This is a genomic window from Telluria sp. GW821-FHT07G12 (assembly GCF_059418525.1).
In genome coordinates, this window is the sequence record NZ_JBWKQA010000001.1 from 1,399,309 (window position 1) to 1,413,021 (window position 13,713).

General features: G+C 66.0%; 13 protein-coding genes. 5 read left to right on the top strand and 8 right to left on the bottom strand.

Annotation, left to right across the window (positions count from 1 at the left end; genetic code table 11):
- Positions 1-10 precede the first annotated feature (10 nt).
- Complete coding sequence (locus AC07PE_RS06575; RefSeq protein WP_498762594.1) at positions 11-1,342, top strand: aspartate aminotransferase family protein; 1,332 nt, start codon at positions 11-13, stop codon at positions 1,340-1,342.
- Positions 1,343-1,427: 85 nt separating this feature from the next.
- Here AC07PE_RS06575 and AC07PE_RS06580 read toward each other — a convergent pair whose 3' ends face one another.
- From AC07PE_RS06580 to AC07PE_RS06590, 3 genes are read right to left on the bottom strand one after another with little or no spacing between them, the layout of a single operon-like run.
- A complete protein-coding gene (locus tag AC07PE_RS06580) occupies positions 1,428-2,279 on the bottom strand; it encodes a fumarylacetoacetate hydrolase family protein (RefSeq protein WP_498762595.1) in 852 nt (283 codons plus the stop codon).
- Complete coding sequence (locus tag AC07PE_RS06585; protein WP_498762596.1) at positions 2,248-3,558, bottom strand: MFS transporter; 1,311 nt, start codon at positions 3,556-3,558, stop codon at positions 2,248-2,250. Before AC07PE_RS06585 ends, AC07PE_RS06580 begins: the two co-directional genes overlap by 32 nt.
- Before the next feature lie 22 nt (positions 3,559-3,580).
- Positions 3,581-4,993 (bottom strand): KamA family radical SAM protein, encoded by a 1,413-nt coding sequence (locus tag AC07PE_RS06590; protein ID WP_498762597.1) that lies wholly within the window; start codon positions 4,991-4,993, stop codon positions 3,581-3,583.
- A 281-nt stretch (positions 4,994-5,274) separates the two neighbouring features.
- Between AC07PE_RS06590 and AC07PE_RS06595 the strand changes: the two genes are divergently transcribed.
- Entirely contained in the window at positions 5,275-5,724 is a 450-nt protein-coding gene (locus AC07PE_RS06595; protein WP_498762598.1) for a cache domain-containing protein, read from the top strand.
- A 131-nt stretch (positions 5,725-5,855) separates the two neighbouring features.
- Positions 5,856-7,541, top strand: coding sequence for a methyl-accepting chemotaxis protein (locus AC07PE_RS06600; protein ID WP_498762599.1), 1,686 nt, complete (start codon positions 5,856-5,858; stop codon positions 7,539-7,541).
- Between the two features lie 3 nt (positions 7,542-7,544).
- Here the strand turns inward: AC07PE_RS06600 and AC07PE_RS06605 are convergent, their stop codons facing one another.
- A complete protein-coding gene (locus tag AC07PE_RS06605; RefSeq protein ID WP_498762600.1) occupies positions 7,545-8,114 on the bottom strand; it encodes a DNA-3-methyladenine glycosylase in 570 nt (189 codons plus the stop codon).
- A 177-nt stretch (positions 8,115-8,291) separates the two neighbouring features.
- Between AC07PE_RS06605 and AC07PE_RS06610 the strand changes: the two genes are divergently transcribed.
- Together AC07PE_RS06610 and AC07PE_RS06615 are read left to right on the top strand one after the other, a co-directional pair.
- Positions 8,292-9,161, top strand: coding sequence for an HDOD domain-containing protein (locus AC07PE_RS06610; protein WP_498762601.1), 870 nt, complete (start codon positions 8,292-8,294; stop codon positions 9,159-9,161).
- Between the two features lie 89 nt (positions 9,162-9,250).
- The gene (locus tag AC07PE_RS06615; RefSeq protein WP_498762602.1) at positions 9,251-10,408 is read left to right on the top strand and encodes a tetratricopeptide repeat protein; all 1,158 of its coding nucleotides are present in this window, start codon (positions 9,251-9,253) and stop codon (positions 10,406-10,408) included.
- Positions 10,409-10,417: 9 nt separating this feature from the next.
- On the opposite strand, the gene infA (AC07PE_RS06620) is transcribed toward AC07PE_RS06615, so the two are convergent.
- From infA (AC07PE_RS06620) to AC07PE_RS06635, 4 genes are all read right to left on the bottom strand, one after another.
- On the bottom strand, positions 10,418-10,678 hold the full coding sequence (gene infA / locus AC07PE_RS06620) for a translation initiation factor IF-1 (protein ID WP_230026759.1): 261 nt from the start codon (positions 10,676-10,678) through the stop codon (positions 10,418-10,420).
- Positions 10,679-10,887: 209 nt separating this feature from the next.
- Positions 10,888-11,154 carry a translation initiation factor IF-1 gene (gene infA, locus AC07PE_RS06625; RefSeq protein WP_230026758.1) on the bottom strand — a complete coding sequence of 89 codons (267 nt, stop codon included), beginning with the start codon at positions 11,152-11,154 and terminating at the stop codon, positions 10,888-10,890.
- Between the two features lie 317 nt (positions 11,155-11,471).
- The gene (locus AC07PE_RS06630) at positions 11,472-12,011 is read right to left on the bottom strand and encodes a DNA-deoxyinosine glycosylase (RefSeq protein ID WP_498762603.1); all 540 of its coding nucleotides are present in this window, start codon (positions 12,009-12,011) and stop codon (positions 11,472-11,474) included.
- Between the two features lie 92 nt (positions 12,012-12,103).
- Positions 12,104-13,696, bottom strand: coding sequence for an efflux transporter outer membrane subunit (locus tag AC07PE_RS06635; RefSeq protein WP_498762604.1), 1,593 nt, complete (start codon positions 13,694-13,696; stop codon positions 12,104-12,106).
- Positions 13,697-13,713 lie beyond the last annotated feature (17 nt).

A 13,713-nucleotide genomic window follows, 5' to 3' on the forward strand; every position in this document is an offset into this window, starting at 1 on the left:
GAGATTCCCAATGAGCCGCATCCTTCACCGCAGCCTGCGCCAGACGCCGCCCGTGGCGGTCGGCGGCCAGGGCATCTGCCTGCGCGACAGCCAGGGCAAGACCTACATCGACGCGAGCGGCGGCGCGGCCGTGTCCTCGCTCGGTCATGGCCACCCGGACGTGATTGCCGCCATGCACGCCCAGATCGACCGCTGCGCCTACGCGCACACCGCCTTCTTCACCACCGAGGTGGCGGAGCAGCTGGCCGACCGCCTGGTGGCGCGCGCGCCGGCGGGCATCGGCGGGGTCTACCTGGTGTCGGGCGGCTCGGAGGCGATGGAAACCGCGCTCAAGCTGGCGCGCCAGTACTTCGTCGAAGGCGGCGAGGAGCAGCGCTCGCTGTTCATTGCGCGCCGCCAGAGCTATCACGGGAACACGCTGGGCGCGCTGGCGGTGGGCGGCAACGAGTGGCGCCGCAAGCCCTTCGCGCCGCTGCTGATGGATGTGCCGCGCGTCGCGCCCTGCTACGAATACCGCGACCGCCTGGAAGGCCAGACCACGGCCCAGTACACCGGCATGCTGCTGGACGAGCTGGAGGCGACCATCCTGCTGGTCGGGCCGGAGCGGGTGATCGGCTTTTGCGCCGAGCCGGTGGTGGGCGCCACCGGCGGCGCGATTCCGCCGACGCCGGACTACTTCCGCGGCGTGCGCGCGCTGTGCGACAAGTACGGCATCCTGTTCATCGCCGACGAAGTCATGTGCGGCATGGGGCGCACCGGCACCATGTTCGCGATCGAGCAGGACGGCGTGGCGCCGGACCTGATCGCGGTGGCGAAGGGACTGGGCGCGGGCTATGCGCCGATCGGCGCGGTGCTGGCCAACGGCGCCATCGTCGAGCGCCTGCGCAGCGGCAGCGGCAGCTTCCTGCACGGGCACACCTACATCGGTCATCCGGTGGCGGCGGCCGCCGCGCTGGCGGTGCAGGAGGTGATCGAGCGCGACGATTTATTGGTGCAGGTGCAGAAGCGCGGCGCCACCCTGCGCCGGATGCTGGGCGACGTCTTCGCCAGCCATCCGCACGTCGGCGACATCCGCGGCCGCGGGCTGTTCCTGGCGCTGGAGCTGGTGCGCGACCGCGCCACCAAGGAGCCCTTCGCGCCGGAGCTGAAGCTGCACGCGGCGATCAAGGCCAAGGCGATGGAGTGCGGGCTGATGGTGTACCCGATGGGTGGCACCATCGACGGCCGCAGGGGCGACCACGTGCTGCTGGCGCCGCCCTTCATCGTCAGCGCGGCGCAGCTGTCGGAGATCGTGACGCGGCTGGACGATGCCCTGAAGGCCGCGCTGAAGACGGTTCTGTAATCTTGTAGGGTGGGCTCTCCGAGCCCACGCGGAAGCTGGCACTGTGCAGACGTTCGCGTGGGCACGGGGTGCCCACCCTGCGTGATCACTTCTTCGGGAATGCCACCACTTCCTGCTGCTGCTCGCCAATACCGGCGATACCAAGACGCAGCTTGTCACCCTTCTTGAGGAAACGCTGCGGCGTGAGGCCCAGCCCCACGCCCGGCGGCGTGCCGGTGGTGATGATGTCGCCCGGCTCGAGGGTCATGAAGCGCGACAGGTAGCTGACGATTTGCGCCACCGTGAAGATCATGTTCGAGGTGTTCCCGGTCTGCATGCGCTTGCCGTTCAGTTCCAGGTAAAGGTCGAGGTCCTGGACGTCGAAGATCTCGTCCTTCGTCACCAGGAAGGGGCCGACCGGGCCGAAGGTGTCGCAGCCTTTGCCTTTGTCCCACTGCGAGCCCATCTCGAACTGGAAGGCGCGCTCGGAGACGTCGTTGACCACGCAATAGCCGGCCACGTACTTCATGGCGTCCGCTTCGCTGACGTATTGCGCGCGCTCGCCGATGACCACGCCCAGCTCGACTTCCCAGTCGGTCTTCTTCGAGCCTTGCGGCAGCTGGATGGGGTCGTCCGGGCCGGACAGGCAGCTGGTCGCCTTCATGAACAGGATCGGCTCCTTCGGGATCGGCGCGCCCACCTCGGCCGCGTGGTCGGAGTAGTTCATGCCGATGCCGATGAATTTGCCGACGCCCTTGACCGGCACGCCGAAGCGCGGTTCGCCGCGCACGATGGGCAGGGTCTTCCAGTCGACCTTGGCCAGCTTGCGCAGCGCCTTTTCCGACAGCACCGACCCATCGATATCGTCGATGATGCCGGCCAGCGAGCGCAAGCGGCCTTCTTCGTCGAACAGTCCGGGTTTTTCCTTACCGGGGCGACCGTAACGTACCAATCTCATATTCTTCCTTCGGAGCGAGTAAAGCAATCCCGCATTTTACCGGACGCCGCCGACGGAAGACTTTGAGGTAGTAACCCAGCAGGCCGGGCAGCTGCAGCAGCACCAGCACGCCGAAGGCCACGCGGTAGGCCTGCACCGGATAGTGGCCAGTCAGGTCGGGATGCCAGAGCCCGACCACCTGGCCGAAGCCGGCCTGCACCAGGAAGGCGCCGATGAAGATCAGGAGGTTCAGGCAGGTCGCGGCGCGTCCGGTCAGCTCGCGCGGCAGGCTCTGGGCCACGATCGCGTACTCGATGCCGGTGATGGTGCCCACCAGCGTGAACAGCACCGACAGGATCTGCAGGCTGGGGCGGTAGCCGATCACGATGAGTCCCTGCACGAGCACGAACAGGCCCACGCCGACCGCCGCCACGTCCAGCGCCTGGATGCCGCGCCGCCCCGCCCACTCGGTGATCATGCCGACCGCGATCGCGCCGAAGATCACCGAGGCCATGCCCATGTAGAGCAGGTAGGCCACCGCGCCTTCCGGAAAGCGCGCGACGTCGGACAGCCAGCGCCCGATCCACAGGCCCTGGATGCCGAAGAAGATCGCATGCGGCAGCAGTACCAGCGAGATCGTGTTGCGGAAGGCCGGCGTGCGGTAGACGTCGAGCACCGAGCGCACCGTGGGCGCCTTGCCGCCCAGCGGCTTCGAACGCGGACTCACGAGCCAGATCAACAGCCCCGAACAGGCCGACAGGATGGCCAGCAGAATGAACAGGCCGCGCCAGTCGGTATGCTGCAACAGCGCGCGCACCGGCATGGTGCTCGTTGCCGCGCCCAGTCCGCCGACTGCGATCAGGTAACCCTGCACCGAGGGCAGCTTCTTGGGCGAGATCCAGGTCGAAATCGCCTTCACCGCGGACATGAAACAGCCGCCCAGGCCGAAGCCGATGATCGCGCGCGCCACCACCAGCTGCGCGAAACTGTGGCCGTAGGCGAACAGCAGCGCGCCGCAGGAAGCCATCAGCATCAGGTAGAGCTGCACCTTGCGCGGGCCGTAGCGGTCGAGCGCGATGCCGACCGGCAGCTGGACCAGCGCGAAGGCGAAGAAGAAGGCGCTGGTGAGCAGTCCGAGCTGGCCGGGCGTGAGCGCGAGCGCGCCGACCAGCTGCGGGGCCAGCACGGCATTCACGTTGCGCAGCAGGGAGGACAGGTAGTGCCCCAGCGCGAACGGCAGGAACACGTAGAAAAAAACCGCCACGCCGGAGAGGCGTGGCGTGCTCTGGTCGGTCTCCATGATTGGATGCGTTCAGCGCGGCTCAGGCGGCGTCGGGCTGAGAATCGCTGGCGCGCCGGTCCCGCGGCGCCTGGACGATCGGGATCACGCGCCCGGCCGGTGGCTGGAAATCGGCATCCCCGCTGTCCGCTTCCGCTTCGAAAAAGAACTTCTTGCGGCCGAACGCAGGTTTCAGATGATCGAGCCAAGTGGCCTCCGGGTCGTACTTGGCAAAGAAGGGACGGCGCACCCACTCCGGATTGCGGGCCTGCAGGAACTGCAGCGCGAACAGCTTTTCGCCGTTGATCGTGACCACGCCGTCGATCACGACCTTGCCCGGGAAGGCGCTCATCGACGGCCCGCGCACGGTGCGCGACAGGCCCGACACCATGCTGTAGGCGGACTGGAAGATCTCGTGCGCGCGCGCCAGCGGCAGCGAGAAGTACTCGCGCGGGCCGGTGTCGCGCTCGACGAACATGTAGTACGGGATCGCGCCCAGGCGCACGCCGGTGGTCCACAGCTCGGCCCAGCTGTGCGGATCTTCGTTGATGTGGCGGATCAGCGGGCCCTGCATGCGCAGCGTGGCGCCGGTGCCGACGATGCGCTTGACGGCCTGCTGGGCGATCGGGCTGCGCAGTTCCACCGCATGGTTGTAGTGGCCCATGATCGCCAGGTTCTTGCCGGCCTTGACCACCTTCTCGAACAGGCGCAGCAGGTCGTCGCTGTCCTTGTCGGAGACGTAGCGCTGCGGCCAGTAGGCCACCGACTTGGTGCCGATACGGATGTTCTGGATGTGGGCCAGGTTCGGCGCCAGCAGCGGCTCGATGAATTCGGTCAGCGAGCGCGTATTCATGATCATCGGGTCGCCGCCGGTGATCAGGACGTCGGTCACGTCCGGGTGGGTCGCCAGGTAGGACACCAGCTCGGTGCATTCGCGGGCGTCGAACTTCATGTCGTCCATGCCGACGAACTGCGGCCAGCGGAAGCAGAAGGTGCAGTAGGCGTGGCAGGTCTGGCCCGCGCTCGGGAAGAACAGCACCGTCTCCTTGTACTTGTGCTGCAGACCCTTGAGCGGCGCGTCGTTCACGCGCGGCACGTTGTGGGTCATCTGGCCGGCCGGGTGCGGGTTCATGCGCATGCGGATGTCGTGGACCAGCTTGGCGATCGCGGCATCGTCCTTCTTATACAGCACCAGGTCGCGCAGCTGCTCGTACTCCTTGGCCGGCAGCATGTCGCGGTGCGGGAAGGTCAGGCGGTAGATCGGATCGTCCGGGATGCGGTTCCAGTCGATCAGCTGTTCCATGACATATTCGTTGGTACGGAAAGGCAGGACATGGGATACCACCTGGACCGCTTCCTGCAGGTCCGGGCTCATCCACTGCCACTGGCGTGCGGTGGCGATCGACTGGCGGGTATAAGGCTTGAATTTCGCTGGCAGAGCGTCTGGCGTGGTCACGGGAGTTCTCCAGAGAGAAGAAAGGTTGACGTAGGGAACCGAAATTGCCGGCAGGAACTGATGGTAGACAGCAGCCTGCGACCCTGAGTTGCCTCTAATCAAGTCAAGTCTGACACCCTGTCGGAATATGGCTAAGCACTGTGGAAAATCAGTCCTGCATTTGCGCCGCCACATCGGCAAGTGCTTGCGCTAAGACAATTTCGCAGGGCTGACCCCGGCGTAGAGTACTAAATGCAATTTGGCAACATTCAGACCAGCCGTCACTTCGAAAGGAAATCTCCATGAAGCTGCTCGCTACCGCAACCGCCCTGTGCCTGGTCTCCGCCGCCGCACTGGCCAATGAACCGACCGAGAAAGACGCCATCGCCATGGCCGAGCGCGGCGCTGCCATGGTCAAGGCCAAGGGCAAGGAAGAGGTGATGAAACGCATCACCGCCAAGGACCCGGATTTCGTCCAGGGCTCGCTGTATATCGACATGCGCGACGTCAAGACCGGCATCGTGCTGGCCCACCCCTACAACGCCTCGATCGTCGGCAAGGACCTGACCGACGTCCCCGACGCCAACGGCAAGAAGTACCGCCGCGAGATCATCGAGCTGGCCGCCGCCAAGGGCAAGGGCTGGGTCGACTACCAGTACAAGAACCCGACCAGCGGCAAGATCGAGCCGAAGACCACCTACATCCTGCTGGTCGACGGTGTGGTGCTCGAAGCAGGCCTGTACAAGAAATAATCCCGATCACCTGACAAAACCCTCATGGCGGCGTTGCATCGTCTCGCCGTACTAACGTACTGTCTTCGACGATGCGCCTTGCCCTGAAGGTTTGTCAGGCGCTCGGCACGGCGCCCGACAAGGAGCAAAGCATGCTGAAAAAATTGCGGATCGGTCCCAAGCTGCTGCTGGCGCCCGGACTGGTGCTGGTACTGCTGCTGATGCTGTCGGGCGCCGCCTGGTACGGGATGGTGCGCCAGAACGCATCGCTGGAAAACATAGTGCAGGTGCGGGCGGCGCGCCTGCAGAACGTGGCCGACGTTGCCGGCGACGCCAAGTACGTGCACGCCAACGCTTACCAGCTGCTGGCCTGGATCAACGGCAGCTTCGCCAAGAACCGGCTCGACGCCCTGATCGCCGACATCGGCCGCCGCCACGTCTCGCTCAAGACCCAGCTGGGCGAACTGGCCAAGGTCACCAGCGGCGCGGAACGCAAACCGGTCGACGCCTCGCTGGCGGCGCTGGCGGCCTACGTCAAGGCGGTGCAGGAAACCATCGAGATGGCCCAGGTCGACCAGTCGATCGCGACCAACTCGATGCAGAAGGCGGAAAAGGAATTCGTCACGCTGAACCAGCAGCTGGCCCAGCTGGCAGCGCTGGAAAAGACCCTCAGCGAACAGGCCTATGCCACGGCGCGCGAGGAGTTCCACAACCTGGGCAAGACCATGGCGGTGCTGGTGCTGCTGTCGATCGCGGTGTCGATGGTGGTGACCATGCGGGTGCGGCGCGCCATGCTGGCCGATATCGGCGCGATCTCGGCGGTGGTCGACGAGCTGGCCGCGGGACGCCTCTCGGCCAGCGCCAGGAACGAGGGCCGCGACGAGATCGCCGGCGTCTCGCGCGCGCTCGACCACACCATCGCCACGCTCAACCAGACCCTGCGCAGCGTGCTCGATTCGGTGCGCTCGATCGACACCGCCTCGAAGGAGATCGCCAGCGGCAACCTGGACCTGTCGACCCGCACCGAGCTGCAGGCCGGCTCGCTGCAGCAGACCGCCAGCGCGATGGAGACCCTGACCACGGCGGTCAAGGACAACGCCAACAATGCGCGCCTGGCCACCGAACTGGCGGCCGAGGCGGCGCGGCTGGCGTCCAGCGGCGGCGAGTCGGTCGAGCGCGCGGTGGCGACCATGGAATCGATCCGCGCCAGCTCGCGCAAGATCGTCGACATCATCGGCGTCATCGACGGCATCTCGTTCCAGACCAATCTGCTGGCGCTGAACGCGGCGGTGGAAGCGGCGCGCGCCGGCGAGCAGGGACGTGGCTTCGCGGTGGTGGCCAGCGAGGTGCGCACCCTGGCCCAGCGCTCGGCCTCGGCGGCCAAAGAGATCAAGGCCCTGATTGCCGATTCGGTCGCCATCATCGACAGCGGCAACGCTTCCGTTCACGAAGCCGGCGCCAGCATGGGCAGCGTGGTGGCCTCGGTGCAGCAGGTGAACGACATCATCAACCGCATCAGTTCGGCCAGCACCGAGCAGGCCGACGGCATTGCGGAGGTCAACCTCGCGGTCGGGCAGATGGACGACATGACCCAGCAGAACGCGGCCCTGGTCGAAGAAGCCGCGGCGGCGGCGGCCAGCCTGCACGAGCAGACCGTCAACCTGGCGCGCGCGGTATCGGTCTTCAAGATCGAGGGCGTCGAGCCGCTCGACGAGGCCGCGGCCGAAGAGGAAGAGGACGAGGAGTTCGCGCGGGTCGAGCGGCGCTCGCCCGGCAGCCCGATGCGCAGCCAGCGTCCTGCACTCGAGCACCGCACACCTGCGCGGCGCCGCGCTTAGTCTTCAGGGGAAGCGCTTGCTCACATAACGCGAGTGCTTGAGACCGAAGCGCCACGGCACATCGATCGCTTTCGAGATGCCGATGCGCGGCCCGGTCACCACCTCGATCCCCTTCGGCGCGGCCGCCAGCTCGAACGGCGGCTGCGCCAGCGAGGCCCCGTTCTGGGCCCGCGTCACTCCCAGCGCCTGGGTCAGCTTGCCCGGGCCCGAACACAGCAGCCACTCGTCGCTGGTGCCGCGCCGCTCGCGCATCAACTCCAGCCCGGCAACCGGCTCCAGCGCGCGGATCAGGACCCCGGCGCCGTGCCCCTCTTCGCGGCAGACGAAGTTCAGGCACCAGTGGATGCCGTAGGAGCGGTAGACGTAGGCATGGGCGGGCGGGCCGAACATCGCGACATTGCGCTCGGTGGGACCGGAATAGCTGTGCGAGGCCGGGTCCTCGCCGTCGTAGGCTTCGGTCTCGACGATCCGGCCGCCGACGCCGTCGAACAGCACCGTCACGCCGATCAGCTGGCGCGCCACCAGGTGGGACGGGGCGGAAAAATCGATACCGGCAAGAATGGTAGAAGACATGTAACAATCTTATAACGGCTGCGGCCGGCAAGTCGCACAGTCAGCGCCCCGATTGTAAAAAGCACAACTGTCCGATTTGCTACACATGGTGAATACTTTGGTGCAACTTGAGCTGCACTGGTTTATAGTGACGAGCTTTGCACATATTTCCGTGCGGCATTGTTTCCCCCTACTGCCATGAGTACTGCATCCGCCCTGGCGCGTCCGAGCGCCGCCGAGGATCCCGTCGACGCCTTGATGAAGTCGATCCGTATCCCGCCTCGCCCCAGCCTGCTGGCGGACCTGCAGCGCGAATTGTCGTCGCCGGATCCAAGCCCCGAGACCATCGGCCGCATCGTCGCCAGCGACGTCGGCATGTCGGGCGCCCTGCTGAAGCTGGCCAATTCGTCCATCTACGGCGGCCGGCGCAAGGCCAAGTCGATCGAACAGGCCATCCTCTTCCTCGGCATTAACCAGGTCGCTGCACTGATGACGGGCCTACTGGCGCGCCAGGCGATCCCGGCCAACAGCGCGGCCCTGGCCAGCTTCTGGGACGTCTCGACGCGCCGTGCGCAAGCGATGGTATTCCTCTCGCGCCGCCTGCGCATCGGCGAGGCGGACGTGGCCCACACCTTCGGCCTGTTCTGCGATACCGGGGTGCCGCTGCTGATGGACCGCTTTGCCGATTACGACGCCACCTACGCCGCCGCCTCGCTGGAAGCAGAACGCCCGTTCACGGCCCTGGAGGAAGAACGCCACGCGACCTCGCACGCCTCGATCGGCTGCCTGCTGGCGCACAACTGGGGGCTGTCGGATCACGTGGCCTGGGCCATCCTGCACCACCACGACTACGCCGTGCTGGAAGACGCGGCTACCCCCGGCGCCGTGCGTTCGCTGGTGGCGCTGTCGCTGCTGGCGGAATGCGCGATCTGCAAGTACCAGGGCCATGCCGAATCGCCCGAATGGAACAAGGGCGGCGCGCGCGCCTGCGCCTATCTCGGCCTGTCGGCGGAAGAAACCGCCGAATTGCTCGACGAACTGCACGAAGCCTTCCACGACGAGCAGTAATTGAACTGATTCCCCCTCGAGAGCGTCTTTACATCTTCTCCACACCGGCAGATACTGGAAGAAAAAGTTCACCGGACACGGAGGAGAAGATGAGACACCTCGTAGCGATCCTGCTGGTCTTGCTGGCCGGATGCGCCAGCACGCCGAAACTGCCCCCTACCCCCGACCTCTACAGCGACGCTTCCTTCGGTCCGCCCACGAAGCCGGTCAGCACGGATGACCTGTTCACGCTCAGTCCGGAAATGCGCGAGTACCTGCACAGCGCGGCCTTCAATACCCACGTGCGCAACCGCGGCCAGGAATATGGACTGCTCGAGGCCCTGTACAACGGCAGCAAGAGCGGCCTCAAGCTCGACTACGACGCCAGCTATACCCGCAACGCCGCCGAAACCTACCGCGACCGCGCCGGCAACTGCATGTCGCTGGTGATCATGACGGCCGCCTTCGCCAAGGAACTCGGCATGCGCGTGCAGTACCAGGCCGTGACCCTCGACGAAAGCTGGAGCCGCGACGGTGGACTGTACCTGCTCAGCGGCCACGTGAACCTGGTGCTGGGCTTCCGCATCCCCAACCAGCCGTATGCCACGGATCCGGAGCGTGCGCTGGTGGTCGACTTCCTGCCGGATCCAAGCGCCGACAAACGCTACACGCAGCCGCTGGATGAAGACGAAATCATCATGATGTACAAGAACAACCGCGCCGCCGAGGCCCTGGTGGAGGGCAAGATCGACGATGCCTACTGGTGGGCGCGGGCGGCAACCGAGGGCAATCCGCGCGCCGCGCTGGCCTACAACACGCTGGGGGTGATCTATTCGCGCCACGGCGATCTGACCATGGCCGAGCGGGCTTACCGCACCGCCCTGATGCGCGAGCCGGAGAGCGCCACCGCCCTACGCAACCTCGAGCCGGTACTGATGGCGCTGGGCAAAACCGAGGAAGCGAAGGCGATCGCGCAGCGCGTTGCCAAAATCGAGCCGATCCCGCCCTTCCACTACTTCAACAAGGGTGTTACGGCCTATCAGCATGGGGAATTCAAGGAAGCGCGCGACTTGTTCGCGCGCGAGGTGAAACGAGCGCCCTACTATGACGAATTCCATTTCTGGCTGGCGGCGAGTCTGCTGCAGCTCGGCGAGCTCAAGCAGGCGCGCGAACAGCTGAGCCTCGCAGCAGACACCAGCACGCGCAAGGACACGCGCAACATCTACAACGCCAAGCTGGCCCACCTGCGCCAGCTCGGCATGCGCTAAGTTCAGCGCTTAGTGGCGACGCGGGCGCGGCGCCGGCTTCGGCATGCCATGCTTCTCGAGGTGGCGGAAAGTGATCCGCCCCTTGTTCAGGTCGTACGGCGACATTTCCAGCGTGACGCGGTCGCCCGCGATGATGCGGATGTGGTTCCGCTTCATGCGGCCGGAGGTGTACGCGACCAGCTGGTGACCATTCTCGAGGTCCACGCGGAAGCGCATTTCCGGCAGCACTTCGGTAACCTTGCCATGCATTTCAATCAGGTCTTCTTTCATCTCGTGTCCTTTACATAACTCGTTAACGCCAATGCCCAATCCCAGGCAATGCTTACGCAACGCCTGGGGCGGTTGACAGGGTCGAAGTCGGGAAAAACGGCTCCGGCTGCAGTGTCGAGCCGTGTGGAGATTGGGGGATGAAAGCGATATGGGGACGTTGCGCGAAAAAAAAAGGGCTGGCGCCCTTTTCTGCTTTTGCGCCGTGCCGATCAGCGGCGGCCGCGGAAGTTCGAGCGGGGTGCCGGTGCGCCGCGTTTCTCGATGTGGCGGAAGGTGATGCGGCCCTTGCTGAGGTCGTACGGGGACAGTTCCAGGCTGACCTGGTCGCCGGCAAGGATGCGGATGTGGTTTTTCTTCATCTTGCCCGCGGTGTAGGCGATCAGCTTGTGGCCATTTTCGCAGTCCACACGGAAACGCGAGTCGGGCAGGACCTCGGAGACAACGCCATTCATTTCGATGAGTTCTTCTTTTGCCATCTGCATACTCCTGTTCGGTAGGATGGTGAAAAAAAAGCCCGCTCACTGCGGGCTTCGTTTCAATGTGACGCCAATGCTTTAATCGCCGCTCCAGCCCCTGCTATCTGCAAGGTGCGGAGCCCGGACGCCCAGGCTATCTGCCAGGTGCCTCCATCGTGTAGACCGACCAACGTATGTGGAATGACATCCCCGTCCGGCGTGTTCGCGCGCAGCACTACACATATTGCGCCGCGTACCTTTTGCGGGGAACGGCAGGACCATCAAGACCTGACCGATAACGCAGTGTAACACGCTTCCTTGTGCGGCGCACAAATAGCTTAAAAAAGCTGGGGAGTGCTTCCGGTGTCAAGAGCGCTGTCGACAAGCTTGCGCCACACTGCCAGCTTCTGCTCGAAGCTCATCGCCATGTGCGCGGGCGAGGACGAAGGCAGCACCACGGTGCGATAGCCGGCCTGTTCGAACTGCGGCGCGAACTTGCCCGAGGCCTGGCCGTTGAAGCCCACCGTTTCCAGTTGCGGGAACAGGTGGCGCAGGCGGTCGAAGTCGTTGGCGGCGGGCTTGCGGATTGCGGAATCGAGGCTGCCCTCACGCTCGCAGGCGGCCAGTACGTCCCACAGGCCGAAACGGTGGGCCAGCAGGCGTGGCAGGCGCTCGTCATACGGCAGGTTGTAGAGATCTTCGCCGACCAGTTCTCCGACCAGCTTCCAGAACTGGTTGCGCGGGTGGGCGTAGTACTGCTGGGCGGCCAGCGATTTGGCGCCGGGGAAGCTGCCGAGGATGAGGATGCGCGTGTCGGGCGCGATGACCGGGGCGAGGCCGGTGAGAAGCGAGGTCGATTCGAGAGAAATGCTGGGCATGCAGGGATTGTAGCGGCCGGACGAAAAAAACGGCGGCACGCTCACACATGCCGCCGCAAAGGGCTTCCCCAAAACTACCCACTCACGTCACATCATTTGCTCGCCAGCGCCACCGTGTTTGCAGACGACGAAGCCGGCGCAGCATCCCAGCCGCCGCCCAGCGCGCGGATCAAGGCCACCGTGGTGATCGCACGGTCGCCGCGCAGCTGCACGGCGGTGCGTTCCACCGAAGCCAGGTTGCGCTGCGCGTCCAGCAGTTCCAGGTAGCTCGAGCGGCCGGCGTCGTACAGCTTCTGCGCCAGGTCGGCCGAGCGGCGCGCCGACTGCACGGCCGCTTCGACTTCCGCGCCCTGCCCCGCCAGCACACGCAGGCCGGCCAGGTTGTCCTCGACTTCGGCAAAGGCCACCAGCACGCTCTGGCGATACGAGCCCACTGCTTCTTCGAGCGCGGCTTCGCTGCGCACCACGTTGCTGCGGTTGCGGCCACCGTCGATCAGCGGCATCGACAAGGCAGCGCCCAGCAGCCAGGAACGGCTGCTCCACTTGAACACATCGCCGAAGGTGCCGGCCACGCCGCCGCCGTTGGCGCCGATGCTCAGTGCCGGGAACATGGCGGAGCGCGCCACGCCGATGCGGGCGTTGGCCGCTTCCATCGTGCGCTGGGCGCCGGCGATGTCGGGACGGCGCTCCAGCAGGCTCGATGGCAGGCCGGCCGGGATCAGCGGCAGGCTGGCATTCGCTTCCAGCGGGTCGCTGGTGGCGCCGAAGTTCGAGGCCGGCTGGCCCAGCAGCACCGCCAGCGCATGTTCCGCGGTGGCGCGCTGGCGCTGCAGGCCGATGGCCTCGGCGCGCGCGGTTGCCAGTTCCGTCTTGGCCCGCGACAGGTCGAATTCGCCGATGTCGCCCAGCTCGAAGCGGCGGCCGGTCACCCGCACGCTCTCCTCACGCAGGCGCACAGTCTGGTTCACGGTGGCGATTTCCGCGTCCAGGGAGCGCAGCCTGAAGTAGGTCTGCGCCACGTCGGCCTGCAGCGACAGCAGCACCGAGCGGTAGGTCGCTTCGCTGGCGGCGGCATCGCCGCGCGCCGCCGCCACGCTGCTCGACACGCGGCCGAACAGATCGAGCTCATAGCTGGCGCTCAGATTGGCCTTGTAGCTGGTCGCCGGCGACATCCGCGTTCCCGGCGCCACGCCCGCTTCGAAGGGCGACAACTGCGCACGCTGGGCGCCGATGCCGACGCCGATCTGCGGCATGCGGTCCGCTTCGGCGATGCCGGCAATGGCCCGCGCCTGCTTCACGCGCGCCGCCGCCACCGTCAGGTTCTGGTTGCTGGCCGTGGCCTGGGCGATCAGGCCGTCCAGGCGGGTGTCGTTGAAGGCTTTCCACCATTCGCCGCGCGGCTGGCTTTCGGCCGGCTGCGCGGTCTTCCAGGTGGTGCCGTCGGCCGCGCTGCGCACTGCTTCAGGCGATGCCAGAGGCGTGGCCACCTGCGCCTCCTTGAACGCAGCCGGCGTCGATACCGACGGCTGGTGGAAGGCAGGCGCCGCGCAGGCGCTCAGCAGCAGGGCCGCCAGCACGGTGGCGAAGCGCGGTGCGAATTTCGCGACCTTGTCGACCACCGGCTTCACCAGCGGACGGCGTGGGGGCCGGGCGAGGGCCTCATCGAGGGCCGCATCACGAGCCATACCTCGGGCTTGATTCA

Coding starts and splice junctions, on each gene's coding strand:
- AC07PE_RS06575 (WP_498762594.1), top strand. CDS start 11: ATGAGCCGCATCCTTCACCGCAGCCTGCGCCAGACGCCGCCCGTGGCG.
- AC07PE_RS06580 (WP_498762595.1), bottom strand. CDS start 2,279: ATGAGATTGGTACGTTACGGTCGCCCCGGTAAGGAAAAACCCGGACTG.
- AC07PE_RS06585 (WP_498762596.1), bottom strand. CDS start 3,558: ATGGAGACCGACCAGAGCACGCCACGCCTCTCCGGCGTGGCGGTTTTT.
- AC07PE_RS06595 (WP_498762598.1), top strand. CDS start 5,275: ATGAAGCTGCTCGCTACCGCAACCGCCCTGTGCCTGGTCTCCGCCGCC.
- AC07PE_RS06600 (WP_498762599.1), top strand. CDS start 5,856: ATGCTGAAAAAATTGCGGATCGGTCCCAAGCTGCTGCTGGCGCCCGGA.
- AC07PE_RS06605 (WP_498762600.1), bottom strand. CDS start 8,114: ATGTCTTCTACCATTCTTGCCGGTATCGATTTTTCCGCCCCGTCCCAC.
- AC07PE_RS06610 (WP_498762601.1), top strand. CDS start 8,292: ATGAGTACTGCATCCGCCCTGGCGCGTCCGAGCGCCGCCGAGGATCCC.
- AC07PE_RS06615 (WP_498762602.1), top strand. CDS start 9,251: ATGAGACACCTCGTAGCGATCCTGCTGGTCTTGCTGGCCGGATGCGCC.
- infA (WP_230026759.1), bottom strand. CDS start 10,678: ATGAAAGAAGACCTGATTGAAATGCATGGCAAGGTTACCGAAGTGCTG.
- infA (WP_230026758.1), bottom strand. CDS start 11,154: ATGGCAAAAGAAGAACTCATCGAAATGAATGGCGTTGTCTCCGAGGTC.
- AC07PE_RS06630 (WP_498762603.1), bottom strand. CDS start 12,011: ATGCCCAGCATTTCTCTCGAATCGACCTCGCTTCTCACCGGCCTCGCC.
- AC07PE_RS06635 (WP_498762604.1), bottom strand. CDS start 13,696: ATGGCTCGTGATGCGGCCCTCGATGAGGCCCTCGCCCGGCCCCCACGC.